This window comes from Streptomyces sp. NPDC004629 (genome assembly GCF_042873595.1).
In the GTDB taxonomy this organism is placed as follows: Bacteria; Actinomycetota; Actinomycetes; order Streptomycetales; family Streptomycetaceae; genus Streptomyces.
In genome coordinates, this window is record NZ_JBIALO010000013.1 from 210,445 (window position 1) to 235,315 (window position 24,871).

20 protein-coding genes are annotated in these 24,871 nt (G+C 71.5%); 11 read left to right on the plus strand and 9 right to left on the minus strand.

The features are described 5' to 3' along the window. Positions 1–54: 54 nt before the first annotated feature. The 7 genes from ACFYTE_RS21855 to ACFYTE_RS21885 form a co-directional block, all read right to left on the minus strand. Positions 55–1,242: a YncE family protein gene (locus ACFYTE_RS21855; protein WP_388712756.1), complete on the minus strand. Its 1,188-nt coding sequence runs from the start codon at positions 1,240–1,242 to the stop codon at positions 55–57. After that, the gene (locus ACFYTE_RS21860) at positions 1,242–2,042 is read right to left on the minus strand and encodes a polysaccharide deacetylase family protein (protein WP_388712758.1); all 801 of its coding nucleotides are present in this window, start codon (positions 2,040–2,042) and stop codon (positions 1,242–1,244) included. Before ACFYTE_RS21860 ends, ACFYTE_RS21855 begins: the two co-directional genes overlap by 1 nt. An 86-nt stretch (positions 2,043–2,128) precedes the next feature. Next, complete coding sequence (locus ACFYTE_RS21865) at positions 2,129–2,632, minus strand: ATP-binding protein (RefSeq protein ID WP_388712761.1); 504 nt, start codon at positions 2,630–2,632, stop codon at positions 2,129–2,131. Between the two features lie 277 nt (positions 2,633–2,909). Then, complete coding sequence (locus tag ACFYTE_RS21870; RefSeq protein WP_388712764.1) at positions 2,910–3,677, minus strand: enoyl-CoA hydratase/isomerase family protein; 768 nt, start codon at positions 3,675–3,677, stop codon at positions 2,910–2,912. 163 nt (positions 3,678–3,840) lie between these two features. Next, positions 3,841–4,422: a hypothetical protein gene (locus ACFYTE_RS21875; RefSeq protein ID WP_388712767.1), complete on the minus strand. Its 582-nt coding sequence runs from the start codon at positions 4,420–4,422 to the stop codon at positions 3,841–3,843. A 392-nt stretch (positions 4,423–4,814) separates the two neighbouring features. Then, positions 4,815–4,955 carry a hypothetical protein gene (locus ACFYTE_RS21880; RefSeq protein ID WP_388712770.1) on the minus strand — a complete coding sequence of 47 codons (141 nt, stop codon included), beginning with the start codon at positions 4,953–4,955 and terminating at the stop codon, positions 4,815–4,817. Further along, positions 4,952–5,428, minus strand: a complete 477-nt coding sequence (locus ACFYTE_RS21885; RefSeq protein ID WP_388712773.1) for an ATP-binding protein — start codon at positions 5,426–5,428, stop codon at positions 4,952–4,954. The genes ACFYTE_RS21880 and ACFYTE_RS21885 overlap by 4 nt, the downstream gene beginning before the upstream one ends. Positions 5,429–5,665: 237 nt before the next feature. On the opposite strand from ACFYTE_RS21885, the gene ACFYTE_RS21890 reads away from it, so the two are divergent. From ACFYTE_RS21890 to ACFYTE_RS21900, 3 genes are all read left to right on the plus strand, one after another. Beyond that, entirely contained in the window at positions 5,666–7,015 is a 1,350-nt protein-coding gene (locus ACFYTE_RS21890) for a hypothetical protein (RefSeq protein WP_388712775.1), read from the plus strand. 10 nt (positions 7,016–7,025) lie between these two features. Next, positions 7,026–7,586 (plus strand): GNAT family N-acetyltransferase, encoded by a 561-nt coding sequence (locus ACFYTE_RS21895; protein WP_388712778.1) that lies wholly within the window; start codon positions 7,026–7,028, stop codon positions 7,584–7,586. Between the two features lie 66 nt (positions 7,587–7,652). Then, on the plus strand, positions 7,653–8,174 hold the full coding sequence (locus tag ACFYTE_RS21900; RefSeq protein ID WP_388712781.1) for a hypothetical protein: 522 nt from the start codon (positions 7,653–7,655) through the stop codon (positions 8,172–8,174). 261 nt (positions 8,175–8,435) lie between these two features. Here the strand turns inward: ACFYTE_RS21900 and ACFYTE_RS21905 are convergent, their stop codons facing one another. After that, the gene (locus tag ACFYTE_RS21905; protein WP_388712783.1) at positions 8,436–9,704 is read right to left on the minus strand and encodes an Ig-like domain-containing protein; all 1,269 of its coding nucleotides are present in this window, start codon (positions 9,702–9,704) and stop codon (positions 8,436–8,438) included. Between the two features lie 177 nt (positions 9,705–9,881). Further along, positions 9,882–11,114, minus strand: a complete 1,233-nt coding sequence (locus tag ACFYTE_RS21910) for an Ig-like domain-containing protein (protein ID WP_388712786.1) — start codon at positions 11,112–11,114, stop codon at positions 9,882–9,884. 233 nt (positions 11,115–11,347) lie between these two features. Between ACFYTE_RS21910 and glgX the strand changes: the two genes are divergently transcribed. The 8 genes from glgX to ACFYTE_RS21950 all read left to right on the plus strand — a co-directional run bounded on the left by glgX (position 11,348) and on the right by ACFYTE_RS21950 (position 24,852). Further along, entirely contained in the window at positions 11,348–13,603 is a 2,256-nt protein-coding gene (gene glgX, locus ACFYTE_RS21915) for a glycogen debranching protein GlgX (RefSeq protein ID WP_388712789.1), read from the plus strand. Between the two features lie 248 nt (positions 13,604–13,851). Next, entirely contained in the window at positions 13,852–15,729 is a 1,878-nt protein-coding gene (locus tag ACFYTE_RS21920) for an ABC transporter ATP-binding protein (RefSeq protein WP_388712792.1), read from the plus strand. Beyond that, complete coding sequence (locus tag ACFYTE_RS21925) at positions 15,726–17,615, plus strand: ABC transporter ATP-binding protein (protein ID WP_388712796.1); 1,890 nt, start codon at positions 15,726–15,728, stop codon at positions 17,613–17,615. The genes ACFYTE_RS21920 and ACFYTE_RS21925 overlap by 4 nt, the downstream gene beginning before the upstream one ends. 140 nt (positions 17,616–17,755) lie before the next feature. Then, a complete protein-coding gene (locus ACFYTE_RS21930; RefSeq protein ID WP_388712798.1) occupies positions 17,756–19,468 on the plus strand; it encodes an ABC transporter transmembrane domain-containing protein in 1,713 nt (570 codons plus the stop codon). Then, positions 19,465–21,225 carry an ABC transporter ATP-binding protein gene (locus ACFYTE_RS21935; RefSeq protein WP_388712801.1) on the plus strand — a complete coding sequence of 587 codons (1,761 nt, stop codon included), beginning with the start codon at positions 19,465–19,467 and terminating at the stop codon, positions 21,223–21,225. The genes ACFYTE_RS21930 and ACFYTE_RS21935 overlap by 4 nt, the downstream gene beginning before the upstream one ends. Before the next feature lie 983 nt (positions 21,226–22,208). Continuing rightward, positions 22,209–23,459, plus strand: coding sequence for a helix-turn-helix transcriptional regulator (locus tag ACFYTE_RS21940; RefSeq protein WP_388712803.1), 1,251 nt, complete (start codon positions 22,209–22,211; stop codon positions 23,457–23,459). A gap of 93 nt (positions 23,460–23,552) precedes the next feature. Continuing rightward, on the plus strand, positions 23,553–23,888 hold the full coding sequence (locus tag ACFYTE_RS21945) for a hypothetical protein (protein WP_388712806.1): 336 nt from the start codon (positions 23,553–23,555) through the stop codon (positions 23,886–23,888). 325 nt (positions 23,889–24,213) lie between these two features. Continuing rightward, the gene (locus ACFYTE_RS21950) at positions 24,214–24,852 is read left to right on the plus strand and encodes a hypothetical protein (protein ID WP_388712809.1); all 639 of its coding nucleotides are present in this window, start codon (positions 24,214–24,216) and stop codon (positions 24,850–24,852) included. Positions 24,853–24,871 lie beyond the last annotated feature (19 nt).

The window sequence follows — 24,871 nt, forward strand, 5'->3', positions numbered from 1 at the left end:
GGTCGTGGAGGCGGGACCGTCACCCCATCGGGGGCGTGTCCAACTGGCCGTGTCTCAGCGGAAGATGCCGGTGTGCCCGAGCGAGTAGCGGCCCGGCTGCGGATAGACGGCGAGTCCGTGCGGGCCGCTGCCGACCTTGATGCGGGCCAGCTGGGCACCGGTGCGGGTGTCGATCGCGTACACCTCGGAGTGGTAGCGGCCGGACAGCCACAGCACCTTGCCGTCCGCGGAGACACCGCCCATGTCGGGGCTGGCGCCGCCGGGCAGGCGCCATTTCCCGGTGAGCTTGTTCCGGCCGAAGTCGAACAGGGAGATGGTGCCCTCGCCCCGGTTGGAGACGTACATCACGCGGGAGTCGCGGCTGACGTAGAGGCCGTGGGCGCCCTTGCCGGTGGCCAGGAACCGCGGCTTGCCGAAGGTGTCGCCGTTCAGGATCCACAGCCCGTTGGCCTTCATGTCGGCGATGTAGAACAGCTTGCCGTCGGGCGACATCTTGACGTCCTGGGGCATCGCGCCCTGGAGCGGCAGCCGCTGCTGCGCGACGACCTCCATCCGCGCCGTGTCGACCTTCAGCAGTTCGCCGCTGAACTCGCAGGAGACGATGAAGTAGCGGCCGTCCAGGGAGAAGTCGGCGTGGTTGACGCCGTAGCAGCTGACCGGGACGGTCTTGGCGGTCTTCATGGTGTGCGGGTCGCGGAAGACCAGCCGGCGGTCGAGGGAGGCCATGACGATGGCGTACTTGCCGTCGGGCGTGAAGTAGAGGTTGTACGGGTCGTGCACGGGGACCGGCTTGCCCGCCGTCCCGGTCCTCGGGTCGATGGGCGTGAGGGAGTTGCCCCGGTCGTTGTTGACCCACAGCGTCTTCAAGTCCCAGGAGGGTACGACGTGCTGGGGCTGGACGCCGACCGGGATCGTCCCGATGACCTTGTACGTCGTCGGGTCGATGACGCTGACGGTGTTGGAGTTGGTGTTGGGGACGTAGACCCGCGACGGGAAGTCGTCGACCACCGGGGAGAGCAGGCCGGGGCGGTCGGCGGCGTAGACGTCCTTCGGGTCGAGCACGGGCGGCATGCCGGGCAGTCCGCCGCCCTGGTGCTGCATCGACCGGCCCGGGACGGGCGCCCTGCTGGCGATCGCCGTGTCCGAGCGGTGCCCGGTGTCGCCGCCGCAGGCGGACAGCAGGGTCAGGGCGGACAGGGCGGCACCGGCGGCCAGGACGCGGGCGGCGAGGGTGGGTCGCATCAGCTCAGCAGCTCCGTGGTGGTGACCGCGTGCAGTTGGCGGCGGTCGAGTTCTTGCAGTACGTCGGGGAGGGCGGCCACCGTGTCCGGGTAGCCGAGGTGCAGGCTGACCACCGATCCGGCGGTGACCTCGGTGAGGACCGTACGGGTGACGGCGGCTGCGCCCGGCCGGGTGTGGTCGAGCGAGTCGATGTCGTACGACAGCACATGCGGGTAACCCGCGGCGCGGGCCAGCCGCTCGACCAGCGGAGAGGCGGTCACGGCCCGGGACGGGCGGAACCAGCTGCCGATCGAGCCGGTGAGCCGTTTCAGCCGGTCCGCGCAGCCGGTGATCTCGGCGCGGGCGTCGGCCTCGGACAGGGTGTTGACCGAGAGGTGCCGCTGGGTGTGGTTGCCGAGGTCGTGGCCGCCGTCGAGGATGCGGCGGGCCAGCTGCGGATGCTCGTCCAGCCAGCTGCCGACGGCGAGCACGGTGACGCGGGCGCCGCGCCGTTCGGCCTCGGTGAGCAGGGCGCGGGCGAGGGCGGGGTCGCCCTGGCCGTGGAAGGTGAGGGCGACCCGGGGCCGGTCGCGCGGGCCGTGGCTGATCTGGGCGGGCTGCCCGGGGAAGGCCCGGGGTGCGGGGGCGGCGCGGGGCGTGGCCTTCGCGGGGGCGGGCGAAAGGGTGGCGGTGGGCCGCGTGGGGGCGGGCTGCCCGGAGCCCGCTGCGGACCCGCACCCGGCGGCGAGGACGCCACCGGTGACGAGCCCGGCGCCCGCGCGCAGCGCCCCGCGGCGGTCGGTCGTGGTCACGCACACCATTTAAAAGGCATGAGATACGAAAAAACGCTGATTGCGCCCATCGAGGGACAGTTCCCGGGTCGCGTCACGCGGCGCTCCGCGCGATGTCAGCGCTCGGTCACTCTCATCTCGAACCACGTCGTCTTGCCCCGCGGCAGCAGGTCCACACCCCACCGGTCGGACAGCCTGTCCACGAGGAACAGCCCCCGGCCGCTGATGTCCAGTTCCTGGACCGGCATCAGACACGGCAGCCCACGCGAGGGGTCACGAATCTCCACCCGCATCCAGCCACGACGACGACGCATCCGCAGCCCGAAGACACGGGCGCCGGTGTGGCGCACGGCGTTGCCGACGAGTTCGGAGACGAGCAGGACGGCGTCCTCGGTCAGCTTCGGGGTGAGCCCCCACTGACGCAGGACCACGACCTGGGCCAGTCGGCGCGCGGTGGCCGCGGACTCGGGGCGGGACGGCAGCGGGACCTCGGCCTCGGCGGGGTTGCCGAACAGGTCGAGTACCTTGAGCGCCTGCTCGTCCTCGACCGCAGGCGACCAGCGCGCCGTGGTCGCACGGGCGCGTCCCCGCGGCTGTTCGATGCCCTCCAGCCCCGCCATGCCCCCATCATGGCCGCCCCGGGCGCCGTCCGTGGCCGTTCCGGAGGAATACGCCTCTGACGAGCTTCCCGTATGCGACATCCGTTCGGCATATGCCCAGGACATTTCAGAGCTGATGGCAGCCCGGTTGACCTGCACAGACGGTTCATTCCCCGGCAAAGGACGGGCCTCCTCGACAAGGCAGGCTCAAGACTGCCCCAAGGCTGTCACAGTCCGCCCCGTCGAGGGACCCCGGGTGAGACATCGCGTCAATTGCAAGCGTTTTCGCGGGAGTTCTTCAGATGAACTCGGCCTTGCCCGGGCCCTCCTCCACGAAGCTGCGCATGCCCCGCTCGCGGTCCTCGGTCGCGAACAGCCCCGCGAACCAGGTCCGTTCGACGGCGAGCCCGGTGTCGAGGTCCGCCTCAAGGCCGGTGTCGATCGACTCCTTCGCCGCGCGCAGCGCGATCGCCGGCCCCTGCGCCAGCTTCGCGGCCCAGGCGTGCGCCTCGGTGTACACGTCGGCGGCCGGAACCACTCGGTCCACCAGGCCGATGGCCAGCGCCTCGTCCGCCTTGACCTGGCGGCCCGTGAAGATGAGGTCCTTGGCCTTGGCGGGGCCGATCAGCCGCGGCAGCCGCTGGGTGCCGCCGGCGCCCGGGATCAGGCCGAGCAGGATCTCCGGCTGGCCCAACCTGGCGTTGTCGGCGGCGATGCGGTAGTCCGCGCACAGCGCGAGTTCGCAGCCGCCACCGAGCGCGTAGCCGGTGACTGCGGCGACCACCGGTTTGGGGATGCGGGCCACGGCGGTGAAGGAGTCCTGCAGGCCACGGGCGCGCAGGACCATCGCGGCGTGGTCCATGGCGCGCATCTCCTTGATGTCCGCGCCCGCCGCGAACACCTTCTCGCCGCCGTAGAGCACCACGGCGCGCACGTCGTCGCGGCGCGTGACCTCCTCGGCAAGCTCCCTGATCCGGTCCTGTACGGCGACGTTCAGCGCGTTCATCGGCGGGCGGTCGAGCCGCAGCGTGCCGACGCCTTCGGCGACTTCGAGATGTACGGTCATGCTCCGCAGGTTAGCGGCCGTTCACACCCGACGGGCCGCCGATACACCACCAAGCGCCAACTGACGGGCCCACACCTCGGGCCGGGGACCACGCGGGAGGGGTGCGGGTCCTTGCAGCACAGGGAGTCGGTCACGGCGCCGCGACCGGCCCGAGGCGGGTGCCTCAGGTGCAGGTGACCGCCGTCAGCTCCGCAACCCGGGCGAACTCCTCCTCCAGGCGGTCGCGGCCGAGGGCTGCGAACTCGCGGTCGAGGTCCGCCGGTGTCACTCCGCGGAGTTCCACCATGGTGCGGGCGGCCCGGACCCACGGTGCCCACTGCGAGCCGTACTTCACCTGCTCCATGTGACCCCCCGGGATGGGCTGAAGTGTCACGGGGTGATGGAGGGGACCGACGACTCCCCACGCGGGTACGTGTCTCGCCCACGCCGCCACGAACCGCCCACCGCGCAGGGCATGGCAGAGCTGGATGGAGATCCCTGCGCACGGTACGCACACCGGCGGACTTGTCGTCCGCTCCCCTTCCCGGACCGCACCGCAGGAGTCCCGCAGGAGAAACAGGTGCGGGTCGTGCGGATCCGGCGGCGTGCGGGAGCAGACCTGGCACATCATGTTCAGCATCGCGCGGCGCTGCCGGTAGGGGTGGACGTTGCGCAGTTGCGGGCTGCCCCGGCGCTGCTTCGGCCGCAGGGCGTAGCGGGCCCAGAGCACGCCAAAGCTGTCGCGGTCGTACGGCGTCTCATCCACGTACCCGATCCCCGGGGCCACGCGGCGGCGGGTGATCGGACACTTCAGGAGCCGTTCCTCGCTCCATCCGGCGATGTAGGGGACAACACCTGGCGGTGCCGGAGGCAACACGATCCAGAAACCTTCCTATGTCGAAACGAGAGTGACGGCCCGGCACCCCGCAGGGCATCACGGGGTCGGGTGTGCCGGACCGGGGCCGTCGGCCCCCGCGGGGGAGTGTCGGGTACGGGAAGCCGGCGGGCGCCTGGGGGCTCCGGTCGCCCCCTGGGGCGCGAGCGACCGGAGCCGGTCATCGGGTCAGCGGCCAACACCGGCCACGAGCGCGCCCATGAGAACGGCCAGAACCAGGGCGTAGAAGAACTGACCCCACGGACTGTCCGGCTGCATGCGCATCAGACGAGCACGCAGACGCTGCCGCCGCCGTACGTCTGCCACGTACGGAACCGGTCCAGCACCCTCGTGAGGGTTGCGCTGTCCAGCGGCGAGGTCCATGGCGTCACAGAGCGAGTCCAGCGCCGGACCGAGGCGGTCACCTGCCCTCCCTGAGAAGGCTGAGGTGACACCAGGCACAGGTGCCGTCGTCGCTGAAACCCCATGAACCTCCAAGCTCCGTGATCAGCAGGTCCACGAGGAGCAAGCCGCGACCGCTTTCCGCCTCGTGGTCGACATGGTGCGGCTGAGGGACGGGGGCGGGCGACCAGTCGTACACCTCGAAGCGGACCTCGTCCGGGGCCGACATCCAGCCCAGCACGTCGATCGACGGGCATCGTCCGTGCTGTACCGCGTTGGCACACAGCTCTGAGACCACCATCAGGACGGCATCGACGTCGTCGTCGGGCACCTGGCACTGGGAGCGGACCCATGCCCGCGTCACGCGCCGGACGGCTTGCACACTCGATGGCTCGGAGCGGATTGCTATGCCGAAGGCCGGCAGAACAACGCCTACCGCCTTTTCGGGTGGGCTTGCCTCTAGCAGACTGATTGATCCGGCAACTCTGGGGGGCATGGGGGGCTCCCTGGTCCACGATTGTGCTCGGTCATGCACTCTCAGCGAGGGCTGCTACGAGCGTTGCAATCTCGCGCAGACGGCTCTACCCCCAGACCGCCCCCGGGCTCTGGCACGAAGTTGACCGCGTTCCTCGAAACTTCCCCGGACCTCCCTCGGAATCAGTAAGTGCCGTCTCCATGGGGCAGCTTGAGGGGGACAGCGTTCTACCGTCGTGGCAGTGACGTGCTAGGCGAAATGGGATGGGAGGCAGGGGCCTTGTTGTTCTTCCGGCACATCCTTGAGGCGCGCGGCATACGAACGCCCGAGGACGTCCTTCCGCTCTACAGACAAGCCGCCGCAAGGCTCGGCCTGGAGAACGCTGACCCGGCGTCCAAGACGGTGGAGGGATGGTTCTACGAAGGCAGGAAGCCACAGCGGGCTTTCCGCCCGGTCATCATCGAAATGCTGGGGTACAGCATCGACGACCTGTGGACCGAGGTGGCCGAGGGAAGCACCCCGAACTTCGTTCCGCTCATCGGCGCGTCACCGACACCACACCATGCCGAGGCTGGCGTGGACCTGACCGAGATGAAAAGGACGGGCGCGATGGCTGTGCAGCGCGCGAAGGATTTCCTCCTTGGGAAAGACCGCGAGACGGTGGGCGAAGACACGCTCGGCCTGCTCGATGACGAACTGACGCGCTTGGTCACCGCGTACCCCCGCGAACCCCTGTCAATGATCTGGCCCGACCTTCTTGAGACCCAGGAGCAGGTGTTCCGCCTCCTCGAAGGAGGCCGGGTGCGCCCCTCCCAACTGCGCGACCTGTATGTCAAGGGCGCCGTGCTGTCGTTCCTCGTCGCCAAGGGCTTCAACGACATGGAGGTGCCGCATCAAGCCATGACCATGGCGCGGGTCGCCGCCTCGTGTGCCAGGGACGCGGAACACGCCGGGCTCGTCGCCCTCACCGACGGACTCAAGTCGCTGATCGCGTACTGGGCGGACAAACCCGAGGACGCATTCCACTACGCGAGCCAGGGAGCCGAGACCGCGGCGAACCTCCGCGGCACCGTCGGCCTGTGGCTGCTCGGCCTTCAGGCCCGCGCCGCCGCGGTCCTCGGCGACGAAGAGACCGTGCGCACCGTGAATCAGGCCGCCGCGGATCGGCGCGAGGGTGTCGTCCACGACGATCTCGACCAGCTCGGCGGACTGTTCACGTACGCGCCTGAGAAGCAGCTCTACTACGCGGTCGAGTCGGAAGCGCTCCTTGGCCACGGTGACGCGCAGCTCGCGGCGCAGGCGGAACAGGCCGTACTGGGCTTCAGCGACCCCAACTCCCCTAACTGGGCCTTCGGCGACCTCGCGGGCTCACAGTGCGACCTCGCCCTGATCCGTCTCTTCAGCGGCGACATCGAGGGGACCGCGGACGCGATCCGTCCGGTGCTGAACCTGCCGCCCTCGCACCGCAACAACGGGATCGTCGTCTCCGCGTTGCGGGTCCGGCGGGCGCTGATGGCCGGTCCCGCGCGGACGGCGGTCGTCGCCCGAGATCTCCGCGCGGAGATCGAGTCCTTCCCGGCGAGCCGGCCCGCGCTGCCCCGGCGGTAGAGTCCGCGCCATGCACCCGGTCGCTCGTTCCAGCACTCGCCTCGCCCTCCGCGAACTCACCATCGAGGACGTGGACATGGTGCTCGCCGTCTACGGCAGCCCTGAGGCAACGGAGCACCTGTCGTTCGAGCCGCGCACCCGCGACCAGGTCGCCCAGATCGTGACCCGGTCCATCGCCGCCGCGACGGCGGACCCGCGCAGCGAGTACGCGCTCGCCGTCGTCAAGCGGGACACAGACGACGTGATCGGGTTCGGCCGGATCGCCATGGACCCCCACCAGCAGCGCGCAGCCACCTTCGGCTTCGCGCTGCGCCCCGACGCCTGGGGCGTCGGCCACGGTCTCGAAACCGTTCGCCTCCTCCTCGGTCTCGGGTTCGAAACACTCGAACTGCACCGCATCTGGGGCGCCCGTTCCCCGCTCAACGAAGCCTCAGCGAAGACGATGGCGGCCGCGGGCATGGTCGAGGAGGGCACCATCCGCGGTCACATCCTCAAAGCAGGACAGTGGCGCGACTCCGTCGTACACGCCATGCTCGCGGACGAGTGGGTCACCCGCACGCAAACGCCCTGATCGACGCCGTCGGCGCCCGGGACGCCGCTGACCGCCTGGCCGAATACGCCGACCTGGTGCCGCCTGATGAGCACGGTGACCTACCAATGCCACGAGGCGGACGCCGCCGCCCGACAACTGGACGCGTTCCTCCCCGCGTACGAAGAGGTGTACGCGGAACCGCCGTACTGTGAGGGCCCCAGCGACATCGCCGAGTTCATCGAGCACTACCAGGTAGACACCCGGCGCCCCGGCATGCGTCTGATCTTGGCCCGTGACGGCACGGACGTCGTCGGCTTCACCTACGGCTACCACCTCGCCCCGGACACCCGCTGGTGGAAGAACCTCCAGGACGTGGCCCTCCCGGACGACTTCACGCGCGAGGACGGCCGACGCACGATCGCCGTCATCGAACTCGCGGTACGCAAGCCGTGGCGGCGGCACGGCATCGCCGGCCACCCTGACCTGACAGGTGTTCGCCTGGTCGGACAGGGTCGTGCGGGATGTGCCCGGAACCGGACGTGGCCCAGTGGAGGCGCCGCCTCTGACCTGCGGCGTTTTCCCGACCCGCGACCTTCTTCCCGCCTCGGCCCGCTCGGGCCCGCGTAAGCCCGCCGTACCAAGGGCGTGCCCGGCCCCACGATCACCAGCCGGGACGGCGGTCATGGTGTGCCGTCCGTGTGCCAGGTTCGCCACAGGGCCGCGTACGCGCCGCCGGCCTTCACCAGTTCGTCCTGCGTGCCCAGTTCGGTGAGCCGACCCTCCTCCACCAGGGCCACCCGGTCCGCCGCCGTGAGGCGGCTGGTGTCGGGGGTGGTGGGCCCGTGGCGCAGGCGGGCATCGACGCGGGACGCGGCGCCGCGCCTTCCGTTACGCCGTCCACTCCTTCCACGGCATGTTCCAGCCGTTGAGGCCGTTGTCCGGGGCCACGGTGCGGTCGTCGGAGTTCTTGACGACCACCACGTCGCCGATCATCGAGTGGTTGAAGAACCAGGCCGCCGGTACGCCCTTGTCCCAGCCGCCGCGCACATCGCGCAGCCCCACACAGCCGTGGCTGGCGTTGTAGTTGCCGAAGGCGCCGCCGCCCCAGTAGTTGCCGTGGATGAAGGTGCCCGAGGTGGTCAGGCGGATGGCGTGCGGCACGTCCTTGATGTCGTACTCGCCGCCGTAGCCGACGGTCTCGCCGTTCATCCGGGTCACCGTGAGCTTCTCGCTCATGACCATCTGGCCGTTCCAGGTGTCGTAGCCGGGCTTGCCGGTGGTGACCGGGATGGTCTTGATGACCTTGCCGTCCTGGGTGACCTTCATCGTGTGCTTCTCGGCGTCCACGACGGAGACCTGGTTGCGGCCGATGGTGAACTTCACGGTCTTGGCCTGCTCGCCGTAGACGCCCGGCCGGCCCTCGACCCCGTCCAGGTCGAGCCGGACGGTGACCTTCGTGCCCGCCTTCCAGTACTTCTCGGGGCGGAAGTCCAGGCGGTCGTTGCCGAACCAGTGGCCCTCGACGTCGACGGCCGGCTCGGTGGTGATCCTGATGGCCTTCTCGATGTCCTCGGGATGCGTGATGCCCCGGGTGAAGCGCAGCGAGAACGGCATTCCGACGCCGACCGTGGACCCGTCCTCGGGGGTGAAGTTGCCGGTGAAGGTGTGCTGCGGCGTCAGTGTGGTGAACCTGGAGTCCTCGGCGGCCTCGCGGCCCGCGGAGTCCTCGGCGACCGCGTGCACCGTGTACGCGGTGGCGGCGGCCAGATGGCGGGAGGGCGTCCAACGGGAGCCCCCGCCGGTGATCGTGCCGTCGACCGTCCTGCCCTTGGCGTCCTTGACGACGACCTCGGTCAGCTTGCCCTTGGCCGCGGAGACCTTCAGGGCCCCGCTGGTGCCGACCGACCGGGCGCCGTCCCCGGGGGCGATGGTGACGACGGCCTGCGACTGCGTGCTCTGCTGCGTCGAGGCGTCCTTGCCCTTGCCGTCCTGGGAGCCGGACCCGGAGTCCGACCCCGAACCGCCGCACGCGGTGACGGCCATGAGCAGGACGCCGGCTATGAGCACCGGCAGTCCCTTCCGCGTCCGCCCGCCACCCCCCTTGCCCGTCCGCCGCCGCGCGTCAACCGACGCCCCCGATATCGGCCGCACGTTCAACTCTTCTCCCCTCCGACGGGCCCGGTCAGGCCCCCGCCCCGGTGCGTCCCGTGCGCACTCTGGCGCATATTAACCGCAGGGTTTTGAGCTTCGGGTCAGGCAATGGTCACCGTTCCGTCGCAACTTCCGCCGGTCGCGGCCCGCCCGCCGGCCGGCCCAACCGCTCTCCCCCTTCGGTTATTTGACCGCGCCGCCCGCCTTCCACTCCTTCCAGCCCATGTTCCAGCCGCTCAGGCCGTTGCCGGGATCGACGGTCTCGTCATCGCTGTTGACGACCTCGACGACGTCACCGATGAGGCTGCGGTCGAAGAACCAGCCCGCGGGCGTGCTCGAACTGCCGCCCTGGATATCCCTGAGGCCCACGCAGCCGTGGCTGACGTTGGCCACCCCGGGGGCGTCCTGAGCCCAGTAGTTGCCGTGCAGATAGGTGCCGGTGTCGGTGAGCTTCATGGCGTGCGGGACGTCGGGGATGTCGTACTCGCCGCCGAAGCCGACCGTCTGGCCGTTCATCCGGGTGACCTCGTACATCTCCATGACCACCATCTTCCCGTTGTACGTGGTGGTCTCCGGGGCCCCGGCGGTGATCGGCACGGTGGACAGCAACTGACCGTCGCGCCGCACCTCCATGGTGTGCTCCGCCGCGTCGACCAGCGAGACCTGGCTACGGCCGACGGTGAACTCGACCGTCTTGTGCTGGAGTCCGTACACGCCGCGGGCTCCCTCGACGTCGCGCAGCGCCACATCGACGGTGACCTTGGTGCCGGGCTTCCAGTACCGCTCGGGACGGAAGTCGAGACGGTTCTTGCCGAACCAGTGCGGGCGGATCTCGACGGCGGGCCGCGCCGTGACGCGGACGGCGCGTTCGACGGCGGCACGGTCGGCGATGTCCCGGTTGAAACTCAGCGAGACGATCATCCCGGTGCCCACGGTGGAGCGGTTCTCCGGGGTGATGTACGCGATGAAACGCTCCGCCGGCACCTGAGTGGTGAACTCGGTGTGCCGGGCCGAGCGGCGCCCGTGCCCGTCCAGGGCCACCACGTCCACCGTGTACTTGGCGGCGAGCGCCAGCGCCCGTTCGTCGGGCTCCCAGAGCATGCCGTCGCCGGTGATGTGCCCGGCGATCCGGGTCTCCTGGGCGTCCTGGTGCTTGACCACCCGCACCGACTCCAGGCGTCCGCTCGCCACCCGTACCCGTAGCCGTTCGCCGGGGCGCACGTTCTTGCCGCCGTCGTCCGGGGAGACGCTGATGGCTTCCTTGGGGGTGGGCGGCTTGCCGAACAACCGGCCGATGCCGAAGTCGTCCGCGCCGCCCGAAGAACAGCCGGCGGCGCCCGCCAGCAGCCCTGCCCATGTCAACACCGCGGCCAGTGCGGCCGTCGCGCGCCGTGCGCGCCCTTGTACATGCCTCACGCGTGACTCAACGACGGCCCGGCCCTGGGGAAACGTGAGTGCGACGCACGCTGTGGGCAGAACAGGGGGAGGACGACGAGATGGGGAGCCGCCGCGCCCGCGCGAGCCGCTGCGGGCGCGCCATGTCATGCGGCCGGGCGCGCCGTGGACCGAGGGGTCCGGCGCGCCCGGCCGCATGGCACGGGCCGGCTGCGCCCCGTGGGCGGACGAGCCGACGCAGAAGGGCCGACAGGGTGACGAGCGCAGCCGAGCAGCGGGCAACGGCTCAGGAGCGGGCCGGGCAGGACGGCCGCCGGGCCGCCGCGACGAGCGCCACCCGGCGTCCGACGCCGCCCGCACCGGCCGTCCGGCCGGGCGCCCCCACGCCCCTCGGGGCCCGCTTCCGGCCCGGCCCCGAGGGGAGCGCCGGCACCAACTTCGCGCTCTGGGCGGGCGGGGCGGAGGCGGTCCAGCTGTGTCTTTTCGACGACACCGGCCGGGAGACACGGGTGCCGCTGACCGAGCTGACGCACGAGATATGGCACGGCTTCCTGCCGGGCGTGCGGCCCGGCCAGCGCTACGGCTACCGGGTGCACGGCCGCTGGGACCCGTGGACCGGCGCCCGGTGGAACCCGGCCAAGCTGCTGCTCGACCCGTACGCGCGCGCGGTGGACGGCGAGTACGCCTCCTTCGGGCTGGCACCGGAGCTGTACGGGCATGTGCGGGACTGGCCGGAGCAGCACGTCGCCGACACCGTGCGCGACGAGCGGGACTCGGCGCCGTTCGTCCCCAAGGGCGTCGTCGTCCACGATGACGACGACTGGGCCGACGACCGCCGGCCCAAGACGCCGTGGGCGGACTCGGTCATCTACGAGCTGCACGTACGGGGATTCACCCGACTGCACCCGGGCGTCCCCGAGGAACTGCGCGGCACCTACGCCGGGCTGGCCCATCCGGCGGCGATCGAGCACCTGGTGACGCTGGGCGTGACCGCCGTGGAACTGCTGCCCGTGCACCAGTTCGCGCACGAGGACCACCTGCTGCGCCGCGGCCTGCGGAACTACTGGGGCTACAACTCGATCGGCTACTTCGCCCCGCACGCGGCCTACGCCGCCTCCGGGACGACCGGCGAGCAGGTCGGCGAGTTCAAACGCATGGTCCGCGCCCTGCACGCGGCCGGCATCGAGGTCATCCTCGACGTGGTCTACAACCACACCGCGGAGGCGGGCGAGCTGGGCCCGACGCTCTCCCTCAAGGGCATCGACAACCGCGGCTACTACCGCCTCCAGGACGACGCCCGCCGGTACGCCGACTACACCGGCTGCGGCAACACCCTGCACGTCGTGCGGCCGCAGGTGCTGCGCCTGATCACCGACTCGCTGCGCTACTGGGTGACGGAGATGGGCGTGGACGGCTTCCGGTTCGACCTGGCGGCGGCGCTGGCCCGTTCGATGCACGACGTCGACATGCTCTCCCCGTTCCTCGCGGTGATCGCCCAGGACCCGGTGCTGCGCCGGGTCAAGCTCATCGCCGAGCCCTGGGACATCGGTTCGGGCGGCTACCAGGTCGGTGCCTTCCCGCCGCTGTGGACCGAGTGGAACGACCGCTTCCGTGGCGCCGTCCGCGACTTCTGGCGCGGCGCGCTGCCGGACGTGCGCGACCTCGGCTATCGCCTGTCCGGCTCCAGCGACCTGTACGCCTGGGGCGGCCGCCGCCCCTACGCCTCGGTCAACTTCGTCACCGCGCACGACGGTTTCACCCTCCGTGACCTGGTGTCCTACGAACGCAAGCACAACGAGGCGAACGTCGAGGACAACCGGGACGGCTCCGCCGACAACCGCTCGTGGAACTGCGGGGCCGAGGGCGAGACGGACGAGGAGCAGATCCGGGCGCTGCGGCGCCGGCAGATGCGCAACCTGATCAGCACGCTGCTGCTGTCCACGGGCGTACCGATGCTGGTGGCCGGCGACGAACTGGGCCGCACCCAGCACGGCAACAACAACGCCTACTGCCAGGACAACGCCATCAGCTGGCTGGACTGGTCGCTGCCGGCGGAGCCCGGCTGGCGGGCGCTGTTCGACCTGACGTGCCGTCTCATCGCCCTGCGCCACCGGCACCCGGTGCTGCGCCGGCGCGCGTTCTTCTCCGGGCGCGCCCACTCGGCGGACGGCCTGCGTGATCTGGCCTGGTTCACCGCGCGGGGCGAGGAGATGACGGAGGACGACTGGTACGCCCCCGCCGCCTCGCTCGGCATGTACCTCTCGGGGCGGGACATACCGGGCCGCGACGAGCAGGGCGCGCCGATCCTCGACGACAGCTTCCTCGCCGTACTGCACGCGGGGGACCGCCCGGCGCCCTTCGTCCTGCCGGGCCCGCCGTGGGCGGACCGCTACGAGGTCGTCGTCGACACGTCCCGGGAGGACCAGGCGACGGCACCGGGCGTGGTGCACGGGGCCGGTGCGGCGATCATTGTGCCGGAGCGGGCGGTGCTGCTGCTGCGGGTTCTGTGACATCGGCTGGATGGGCCGTGGGGTGGCGTCGCGCGCTTCGGCTGCGCCGTGGTTCGGCTGCGCCGTGGTTCCTGCTGCGCCGTGGTTCGGCTGCGTGGTTCTTTGGCTGCCGCGCCGTCGTGGCTTGTCGCGCAGTTCCCCGCGCCCCTATGGGGCGCGGCCGTGCGACCCGTGCGCGCATCTGTGCGACCGGGTGCCCGGCTGAAACTCGGTGGGCGTTGTCGGTGCCGGTCCGTAGGCTCCGTGTGATGCCCTCCACACGTGCAACCACCAAGGACCGTCCTGACCGTTCCACCGTACGCACCCTGCTGCGGCTGTGGCCCTATGTTCGCCCGGTGCGGGCACGGCTGTGCACCGCCGCGTTCGTCGCGGTGGTCGCCTCCTGTGTGGGGCTGGTGATCCCGCTGGTCCTGAAGTGGATGGTGGACGGGCCGGTCGCCGACCGGGATCCGGCGGGCGTGTGGCTGGGCGCGCTGTACCTGCTGCTGCTCGGGATCGCGGAGGCGGTGCTGTTCGGGCTGCGGCGGTGGCTGGTGGCCCGGCCGCTGTCGCACGTCGAGGCGGAGATGCGGGCCGAGCTGTACGGGCATCTGCAACGGCTGCCGGTGGCCTTCCACGACCGCTGGGCGTCGGGCCAGTTGCTCTCCCGGGGCACCACCGATCTGATGCTGCTGCGTATGTTCCTCGCCTTCCCGTTGACGTTCCTGCTGGTCAACGGCGTGACCATCTTGGTCGGCGTGGCGATCATGATGTCCCAGGACTGGCTGCTGGGGCTGGTCGTCCTCGGGCCCGCGGTGCCCCTGATGTGGACCTGTGTGATCTTCGAGCGGCGGTACGCCCTTGTGGCACGGCTCGCCCAGGACCAGGTCGGCGACCTGACGACGGTCGTCGAGGAGAGCGTGCTCGGCATCCGCATCATCAAGGGGTTCGGCCGGCACCGCAGCCAGGCACGGGCGTTCAGCGAGCTGTCGGGGACGCTGCGCGGCACGGAGCTGCGCAAGGCGCGGCTGCTGGCGGCGATCTGGGCCGTCATCGTGACGCTGCCGGAGGTCGCGATCGGCGCGGCGCTGGTGCTGGGAACCGTGCGGGTGGCGGACGGGCAGCTGTCCGCGGGGACACTGGTCGCCTTCTTGAGCACGGCGCTCGCGCTGCGCTGGCCGGTGGACTCGATCGGGTTCCTGCTGGCGATGACACAGGAGGCGGCGACGGCGACGGAACGGTACTTCGAGGCGCGGGACGCCCGGGTGGAGGAGCCGGGGGGAACCGGCGGCCCGGACCGGAAGCCGGGGCCGGCGGACGGCGGACTCCGGTTCCACGGCGTCCGGTTCCGCTATCCCGACGCCCCGCCCGGCTCCCCACCCACCCTCGACGGCATCGACCTGCACATCCGCCCCGGCGAATCCATGGCCCTGGTCGGGGCGACCGGCAGCGGGAAGACCACCCTGACGGCGCTCATCCCCCGGCTGCACGAGGTCACCTCCGGGCGGATCACGCTGGACGGGTGGGACATCACCGCCATGTCCCGCGAGGAGCTACGCGCGAAGGTGGCCGTCGCGTTCGAGGAACCGACGCTGTTCTCCGCGTCCGTCGGGCAGAACGTGCTCATGGGCGGCGACGGGAGCGCAGGCCGGGCGGACCTGGAGCGGGCGCTGTCCGTCGCGCAGGCCGAGTTCGCGCACGCGCTGCCGCAGGGCACGGACACCCAGGTGGGCGAGCAGGGGCTGAGTCTGTCCGGCGGGCAGCGGCAGCGGCTCGCGCTCGCCCGTGCGGTGGTGGGCCGCCCGCGCTTCCTCGTGCTGGACGACCCGCTGTCCGCGCTCGACGTGCACACCGAGGCCGCCGTGGAGGCCGCGCTGCGCCGGGTCCTCACGGACACCACCGCGCTGATCGTCGCCCACCGCCCCTCGACGGTGCTGCTCGCCGACCGCGTCGCCCTGCTCTCCCAGGGCCGTATCGCCGCGGTCGGCACCCACCACGAACTGCTCCGCACCCACCCGGAGTACGCGCACCTGATGTCCGGCGAACAACCCGGAGCCGGCGTGGGTGGCGGACGGGGCGGGGACGGGCGCGGTGGTGCGTTGTGGGACGCCGGTGTGCCGGGCGCAGAAGTGGAGGACGCTCGATGACCGCTCCCGCCTCCTCGGCTCCGCCGCCCGCCGCCTCCGGGTCCCTGTCCCCGCCGGACCCGGAGGACGCTCCGGCCCGGCCGCAGGACTCCCAGGACCCCTTCGACCGGGACGTGCTGCCCACGCCGCCGGGTGCCACGGCCGCCCTGCTGCGCTCGCTGCTCGCCCCGATGAAGGCCCGCGTCGCCGTCACCACGCTGCTGCTGCTGTTCCAGCAGGCCGCCGTGCAGGCCGGTCCGCTGCTGGTGGCCTACGCCATCGACAGCGCCGTACCGGCCCTCGGGCGGGGCGAGCACGGCCCGCTGATCGCGGTCGCCGTCGGCTATCTGCTGTGCGCGCTGCTCTCCGGGGGCCTCCAGTTCGCGTTCATCGAGGCGTCCGCGCGCGTCAACCAGGACGTGCTGCTCGACCTGCGCGGCCGTATCTTCCGGCACGCGCAGGCGCTGAGCGTCGACTTCCACGAGCGGTACACCTCGGGCCGGCTCATCTCGCGCTCCACCGCGGACGTGGAGTCGCTGCGCGAACTGCTCAGCGAGGGGCTTCAGGAACTCGTCACGGTGATCCTGTCCTTCGTGTACATCTCCGCGATGCTGCTCTGGCTCGACCTGGGCCTGGGCGCGGTCGCGGTGGCGTCCTTCGTGCCCCTGTATCTGCTGGTACGGCTCTACCAGCGGCGCGCGGGACAGGTGTTCCGGCTCCGTTCCACGGCCATCGCGGCGGTCATCGTGAAGTTCGTCGAGACGATGAACGGCATCCGGCCGGTGCGCGCCTTCCGCCGGGAGACCGCGAACGACGCCGAGTTCGACGTCCTCAACCGGCGCCACGAACGGACGAACGGCGACGCCCTGCTGGAGATGGCCCGTTATGTCGTGGGTTCCCGCCTCGTCGCCAACACGGCGGTCGCGGTGATCGTGCTGTGGGGCGCCTCCCGGGTGGCGTCCGGCTCGCTGGCGCTGGGCGTGCTCGCGGCGGCGGTGCTGTATCTGCGCCGCCTGTACGACCCCATCGACCGGCTGGGCATGTTCCTCAACTCCTACCAGTCGGCCGCCGCCTCGCTGGAGAAGATCGCGGGCCTGCTGGCGCAGACCCCGTCGGTGCCGGAGCCGACCGCGCCCCGAGGGCTGCCGACGCAGGCGAGGAAGGGCCGCCCAGGGCGTGAGGTCGTCTTCGCCGGCGTCCGGTTCGCCTACCGCACCGGCGGGGAGGTGCTGCCCCGCTTCGACCTCACGATCCCGGCCGGTCAGACGGTCGCCGTGGTCGGTTCGACGGGCGCGGGCAAGTCGACGCTGGCCAAGCTGCTCGCCCGGTTCTACGACCCCTCCGACGGCCGGGTCCTGCTCGACGGGGTGGACCTGCGGGAGCTGTCCTCGCCCGAACTGCGCCGCGGCGTGGTGATGGTGACGCAGGAGTCGTTCCTGTTCTCGGGCACGGTGGCCGAGAACATCGCCATCGGCCGCCCGGACGCCACCCGCGAGGACATCGAGCGGGCGGCGAAGGCGATCGGGGCGCACGAGTTCATCGACGGACTGCCGGACGGTTATGACACGGACGTGCGCAAGCGGGGCGGCCGCATCTCGGCCGGCCAGCGTCAACTGGTCGGCTTCGCACGGGCGTTGCTCGCCGATCCGGCGGTGCTGATCCTCGACGAGGCGACCAGTTCGCTGGACGTACCCGGGGAGCGGGCGGTGCAGCGGGCCATGTCGACGGTGCTGCGGGGCCGTACGGCCGTGGTGATCGCGCACCGGCTGTCGACCGTGGAGATCGCCGACCGGGTGCTGGTCATGGAGCACGGCCGGATCGTCGAGGACGGCGAACCCGCCGAGCTGATCGCCGGGACGGGCCGGTTCGCGGACCTGCACCGGGCCTGGCGGGACAGCCTGGCCTGACAGCGACCGCCGGTTGGACACCGCCCCAAAGGGGCGCGGGGAACGGCGCGCCAAGCCACGACGTCGCCGCAGACAACTGACGGCACAGAGCGGCACAACCAGCGGAGCACTCGGCACACCGGAACGGGACGGGGAGATGGATGATCGACGCGTACGAGGATCCCGGGACACCCGACACGCGCGGCGGCTGGCGGTTCCTGTGGTGGCTGGTGCGGTGCCAGCCGGGCCGGTCGCTGGCCGGGGCGCTGCTGGGCAGCGTCTGGCTGGTGCTGATGGCGGCGGCCCCGTATCTGATGGCCCGCGCGGTCGACGACGGCCTGGTGGCGGGTGATATGGGCGCGCTGGCCGCGTGGACCGTGGTGCTGTTCCTGGTCGGGGCGGTCAACTCGTGGCTGAGCATCATGCGCCACCGGACGATGACGCGGGTGCGGATGGACGCCAACTTCCGCACGGTCAAGGTGGTCGTCGGGCACGCGGTGCGGCTGGGGGCCGCGCTGCCGCGGCGGGCCGGGGCCGGGGAGATCGTCACGGTCGGCGTCGGCGACGTGCAGACGATCGCGCAGTCACTGACCGTCGTCGGACCCGGGGTCGGTTCGGTGGTGGTCTATGTGGTGGTGGCCGGGGTGCTGCTGTCGATCTCACCGCTGCCGGCCGCGGTGGTGCTGCTCGGGATGCCGGTGATCGCGCTGGTCGCGGGTCCGCTGACGGTGCGGTTGCAGGCGGCGGAGACCGAGTACCGGGAGCGGCAGGGCGTGCTGACCGCGCGCATCGGCGATCTGGCGGGCGGGCTGCGGGTCCTCAACGGACTCGGCGGCAAGGGTCTGTTCGCGGACGCGTTCCGGGGTGACTCGGGGCGGCTGCGGGCGCAGGGCTACCGGGTGGGCGCGGTGGCCAGTTGGGTGCAGGCGCTCGGGGTGGGCCTGCCGACCCTGTTCCTGGCGGTGGTGACCTGGCTCGCGGCCCGGATGGCCGCGGCGGGCGAGCTGACCATCGGCGAGTTGGTGGCGGTGTACGGCTATGTCGCGGTGCTGGTGGGGCCGGTGGCCTTCTTCCTGGAGATGGGCTACCAGCTCAGCCGGGGCGTGGTGGCCGCGCGCCGGGTGGTGGCGCTGCTGCGGCTCGAACCGGAGCCGGACGAGGGGACCCGGCCCGCCCCGGCGGAGCCGGCCGCGCTGGTCGATCCCGAGTCGGGGGTGCGGGTGCCGCCGGGGCGGCTGACCGCGCTGGTCGCCGCCCGGCCAGCGGACGCCGCGGCCGTGGTCGACCGCCTCGGCCACTTCGTGCCGTCCGCCGCCACCTGGGGCGGGGTGCGGCTCGACGCGATCCCGCTGGCCGAGGTGCGGTCCCGGATCCTGGTCTGCGACAACGAGGCCGACCTGTTCGCGGGGACGCTGCGGGAGGTGGTGGCCGGGCGCCGGGAGTGCGACGACACCGCGCTGGGGCGGGCGGTGCACGCGGCCGCCGCCGACGACATCGTGCAGGGACTGCCGGACGGGCTCGACTCGGCCGTGTCGGCGCAGGGCCGTAGCCTGTCGGGCGGCCAGCGGCAACGGGTGCGGCTGGTCCGGGCGTTGCTGGCGGACCCGGAGGTGCTGCTCGCGGTCGAGCCGACGTCGGCGCTGGACGCGCACACGGAGGCCACGGTGGCCCGCCGGCTGCGGGCCGCGCGCACCGGCCGTACGACGGTGGTGACCACGACCTCGCCGCTGGTGCTGGACCGCGCGGACACCGTGCACTACCTGGTGGACGGCAAGGTCACGGCCACCGGGCGGCACCGCCGGCTGCTCGCGGACGAGCCCGGCTACCGGGCCCTGGTGGCACGTGACAACGCTGCCGAAGAGGTCGTGCGGTGACGCCGGACACGGGTCATCTGCCCGTCGCCGGGCGGTCCGAGGTGCGCCGGGCGACGGTGCGGCTGGTGCGGGCCGACGGGCGGTCCTTCACCGCCGCGCTGCTGCTGAACGCGCTGGCCGCCGCGGCCGGGCTGGCCGGGCCGTGGCTGGTCGGCCGGATCGTGGACGAGGTGCGGGCCGGAGCCGGGGTCGCGGTGGTGGACCGGCTGGCGCTCGGCATCCTGGTGTGCGCGCTGGCCCAGCTGCTGCTGGCGCGCTGGGCCCGGTACGTGGGCTACCGGTTCGGGGAGCGGACGCTGGCCCGGGTCCGTGAGGAGTTCGTCGACCGGGCGCTCGCGCTGCCCGCGTCGACGGTGGAGCGGGCCGGCACCGGAGACCTCACCGCGCGCGGCACCGCGGACGTGGCCGCGGTCGGCACGACGCTCCGGGACGTGGGCCCCGAGCTGCTGGTCTGCTCCGTGCAGGCGCTGTTCGTGACCGGCGCCGTGTTCGCGCTCGACCCGCTGCTCGGCCTGTTCGGGGTGCTCGGGACGATCCCGATCTGGTGCGCGCTGCGCTGGTATCTGCGCCGGGCCAGGGACGGCTATCTCGCCGAGGGCGCGGCCACCTCACAGGTCGCGGAGATCGTCGCGGCCACCGCGTCCGGGGCCCGCACGGTGGAGGCGTTCCGCCTTGAGGAGCGGCGGATCGCGGCGAGCCGGGACGCGTTGGACACGTCCCGGCGGACCCGGCTGTACACGCTGTACCTGCGCACGGTGTTCTTCCCTGCCGTGGAGGTGTCGTACACGATCCCGGTGGCGGGGGTGCTGCTGGTCGGCGGGGTGCTGCACGCGCGCGGGGCGGTGGGCCTCGGCGCGGTGGTGGCGGCGGCGCTGTATCTTCGGCAGCTCACCGAGCCGCTGGACCAGATCCTGATGCGGATCGAGCAACTGCAGAGCAGCAACGCGTCGTTCGCCCGGGTGGAGGGGCTGGCCGGGGCGCCGCGTTCGGTGCCGGACGGCGGCGCGCCGGCCCCGGCGGACGACCGGATCGACGTGTCGGGGGTGCGGTACGCCTACGAGCGGGGCGGGGAGGTGCTGCGCGGGGTCGATCTGACGGTGCGGCCCGGGGAGCGGCTGGCGGTGGTCGGCCCGTCCGGCGCGGGCAAGACCACGCTGAGCCGGCTGCTCGCGGGCGTCGACGCGCCGGGCGCGGGCACGGTGACGGTGGGCGGGGTGCCGGTCGCGGGTCTGGAGCCGGAGCGGCTGCGCCGGCAGGTGGTGCTGGTCACCCAGGAACACCATGTCTTCCTCGGCACGGTGCGGGACAATCTGCGGATCGCCGAACCGGCGGCCGGCGACGAGGAGTTGTGGGCGGCGCTGGTCGCGGTGGGCGCCGACGCCTGGGTGCGCGAGCTGCCGGACGGCCTCGACACCCGGCTGGGTCCGGGCGGTGCGGCCACCGACGGGTCCCAGGCCCAGCAGCTCGCGCTGGCCCGGGTGGTGCTGGCCGACCCGCACACACTGATCCTGGACGAGGCCACGGCCCTGCTGGACCCGGCGACCGCACGGCACACCGAGCGTGCCCTGGCCGCCGTGCTGGCGGGCCGTACCGTCATCGCGATCGCCCACCGACTGCACACCGCCCACGACGCGGACCGGGTGGCCGTGATGGAGGAGGGCCGGCTCACCGAACTGGGCACGCACGACGAACTGGTGAAGGCCGACGGGGCGTACGCGGCGCTGTGGCGCACCTGGCACACGAACGGCACACCATGACCAGCCCTCCCGGCCGGCAGAGGGGCCACGGCGCCTGGGTGCGTAGTTCACGGATCATGCAGTCGTAGAACGGCGCCTGCGGCCACGAGTGGAACACGCACCGAGGCAACGGAGCACCTGCCGTTCGAGCCGCGCACCCGCGACCAGGTCGCCCAGATATCCAACGGCATTCTGTACAACAAGCAGAGTTCGGGCACCAATATCCACACCACGTACTCCAAGACGGGCGGCTCCTCCGTCAGCGTCCGCCTTGGCTACACCTACAGCGCAGGCACGTTCCAGACGCCTTCCACGCACTGCTGGGTCGACGTCACGCTCGGCCCGGCCCGCGTAGACCTCCCCAAAGCCAAGCTCGACGCCGGGCAGGCCGAGAAAGCGGTGAACAAGGCGGTAGCAGCACGGTTGCGGGCCGACGGAAATACTGGAGCTACATTTCAGACGCCGGATCCCGTGGGCACATTCCGAGTGAACGCCATCATTGGGCAGGTGTACGACGCCGGCGGGGCACCCATCAAGGCCGGTTGACCACCACCCGCCCTCGTCGTTCAGGTCGGTCATACCGCCGGGGATCAGCCCACGCCGGACTGGTGATGAAGCCGGCCCGAGCCGAGTGCCCGAGTTACCCCTGGGCGATCGCAGCCGGAACATCCGACACGTCGACCAGGGCGCCATGCGCGTCGTAGACCAGCAGGTCCAGCCGCCCTCGTCGGCGGGCCGGGTAACCGCGGACGACACCGCGTCGCGCACCAGGAGCGTGTCCACGACTGGGATCCCGTTTCACCCGGGACTACGGGCACGGACGCTGACGTGCGATTCGGGCGAGCGCCTGATACCGCCGATCAAATCGTCTGGCCCCTGCTGCTTCGGGCGGCAGGGGCTGTTTCGTCATGCCCGGACATGAACAGGCAGCAGAGTCCTCACACGAGAATGGTCCCGCCCCATACCCTGACAGTGTCGAGCTGTTCAGAGATTGGGGCGAGACCGTGCCATCTGATGCTACCTCGGACCCGTACGCCGACTCGGTGCGCTTCGGCCAACGAGTGCAGATCCTCCGCGAACGCCGCGGAATGACCCAAGCCCAGCTCGCCGACCTCGTAGCGCTCTCACCACACACCCTCCGCAAGATCGAGAACGGGCAGCAGAAAGCCCCCGGCCTCGACATGGTGCTACGGATCGCCGAAGCCCTACGCGTCCGCGACCTCGCCGATCTGACAGGCCACCCAGACATGCACGTCGACCTCTTCATCGGCCCCGGCCACCCACGCCTTGCCGCGGTCAAGGCCGCCATCGACACCTTCACCCTGTCCTCAGACACCGAGCCGCCGCCCGTGGCGCACCTCGAAGCCCGCCTGCACGCCGCGTGGAAAGAACGGCACGGGGCGAAGAACCACCGCGAGGCCATCGGCAAGTTGCTGCCCGACCTCATCCGCGACGGCCAGACCCTCGTCCGGCACGCCGGCACCGCCAATGAACGGCGCGCGGCACAGGCCCTGCTCGCCGAGACCTACAGCCTCAGCCAGTTCTTCATCGCCTATCAACCGGATGCCGCCCTGCTGTGGCGCGTCGCCGAGCGGGGCATGGTCGCAGCCCAGGACTCCGGCGACCCGCACGCCATCGGCGTCGCCGCCTGGCTGCTCGCGCAGGCACATCGCGACTCCGGGGCGCGGCACTTCGACGCGGCCGACGCCATCAACCTGGAGGCTGTCCGGTTCCTGGAGCCGCTGCTGCCGGACGCGAGTGACGATGTCCTCGCCATCGCCGGCGCCTTGGAGTTCGAGCTCGGCTACACCGCGGCCCGCCGGCGGGAGACCGGTATCGCGTGGGGGCACTGGGACAAGGCCAAGAAGATGGCGAACCGTCTGCCAGCCGATTACTACCATCCCGTCACCAGCTTCGGCCGGGCCGTGATGGGCGCTCACGCGGTCACCGTGGCGGTGGAGTTGCGCCAGGGCGGCGAGTCCGTACGGCAGGCGGCGAAGGCCGACACGACCGTGATCAAGTCGCGTCCGCGGCGGGCCCGGCACCGGATCGAGGAGGCCCGCGGCTACCAGCTCGACAACCAGCCGGACGTGGCGGTCGCTTCGCTGGAGAAGGCGTTCGAGGCTGCGCCGGAGACAATCCGCTACAACGGATACGCACGGGCGATCCTGCTGGAAGAGGTGGAGTCGACGCAGGCTGCCCGTCGCCGGCGGGCGGCGGAGCTGGCAGCGAAGGTCGGCGTCCTCGCCGCTTGAGGTGTAGCGACCGGATTCCGGTCGGCGGTAGTACGCGCGGGCTCTTACGGTCACAGGTGTGAGACGGATCACCGTGACCGTGGAGGCGTGACCATGTCGAGCGAGACCGTAAACATGTCGCCGACCGAGGTGCTGGACGTCTTAGGACTGCCCGACCTGGACAGCCTGGACGAGGCCCGGGGGACCGGCCGCGTGTGCATCTGGGGCGGCGAGTCTTTGACGATCGAGACTGCTGTCGACCTCGGCGAGCAGGAGGCTGAGGATGGTACGTGCTTCCCGCGCGCCTGCAGAAAGTGCGTCGCCGACAGGGCACACCGCGGCCTGTTCGCCCACACGCCCATGTGCGACCTCTGCGAGACGGAGGCGACAGCCGCCGACTGCACCGTCGGCCGCGGCTTGTACCGGCTCGTCAGGGACAACCGCCGGTGACCCGCAGGCAGACGACCGCAGGGGCGCGGTCCCCGCACGCGAGCCCGCCGCTCAGCCGCATGACCATGCGGGTCTACCAGGTGGACCGCTACGGCACGGTCACCCGTGACAGCGGACGGGTCAACGTCCCACCCACCCAGGGGCTGACGCCGGCCACGGACAGGCACGGCCTGTGCTCCTGGTGCCGACTGCTCGCCGACAACATCCGGCTCATCCAAGCCGTAAAAGCGGGCTCCGGCCCGTGCGCGGCCGGGAACAGGTTTGCCTGCGGCCCGTGCCGGAACAGGCGCCACCTGGTCCCGCTCACCGAGAGGCGGCGATGCGTATGAGACCGGACAGCCCGAAGGGCCAGTTCTTCGTCCGCCGCCGCGTGGGCCCAGGAATCGCGTACGCGGATGAGACGCCGTACGACCGGGACAGCTTCGGCGTGCTCTGGGCCCGGTACGCCCTGCGGCCGAAGCAGCGCAGGGGCACCCCACAACTGCGCAACGTCCACCCCTACCGCCAGCGCCGGGCCATGCTGAACATGATGTGCCAGGTCTGCTCCCGCACGCCGCCCGACCCACACGGCCCGCACCTCTTTCTCCTGCGGGACAGCGTCGGCCCGATCCGCGAAGGCGAACGCACGACGAGCCCGCCGGTGTGCGTACCGTGCGCCGGGATCTCCATCCAGCTCTGCCACGCCCTGCGCGGTGAGCGGTTCGTGGCGGCGTGGGCGAGACACGTACCCGCGTGGGGAGTCGTCGGTCCCCTCCATCACCCCGTGACACTCCAGCCCATCCCGGGGGGTCACATGGAGCAGGTGAAGTACGGCTCGCAGTGGGCACCGTGGGTCCGGGCCGCCCGCACCATGGTGGAACTCCGCGGAGTCACACCGGCGGACCTCGACCGCGAGTTCGCAGCCCTCGGCCACGACCGCCTGGAGGAGGAGTTCGCACGGGTCGCGGAGCTGATGACTGTGTGAGGACTCCGCGATCACCTGC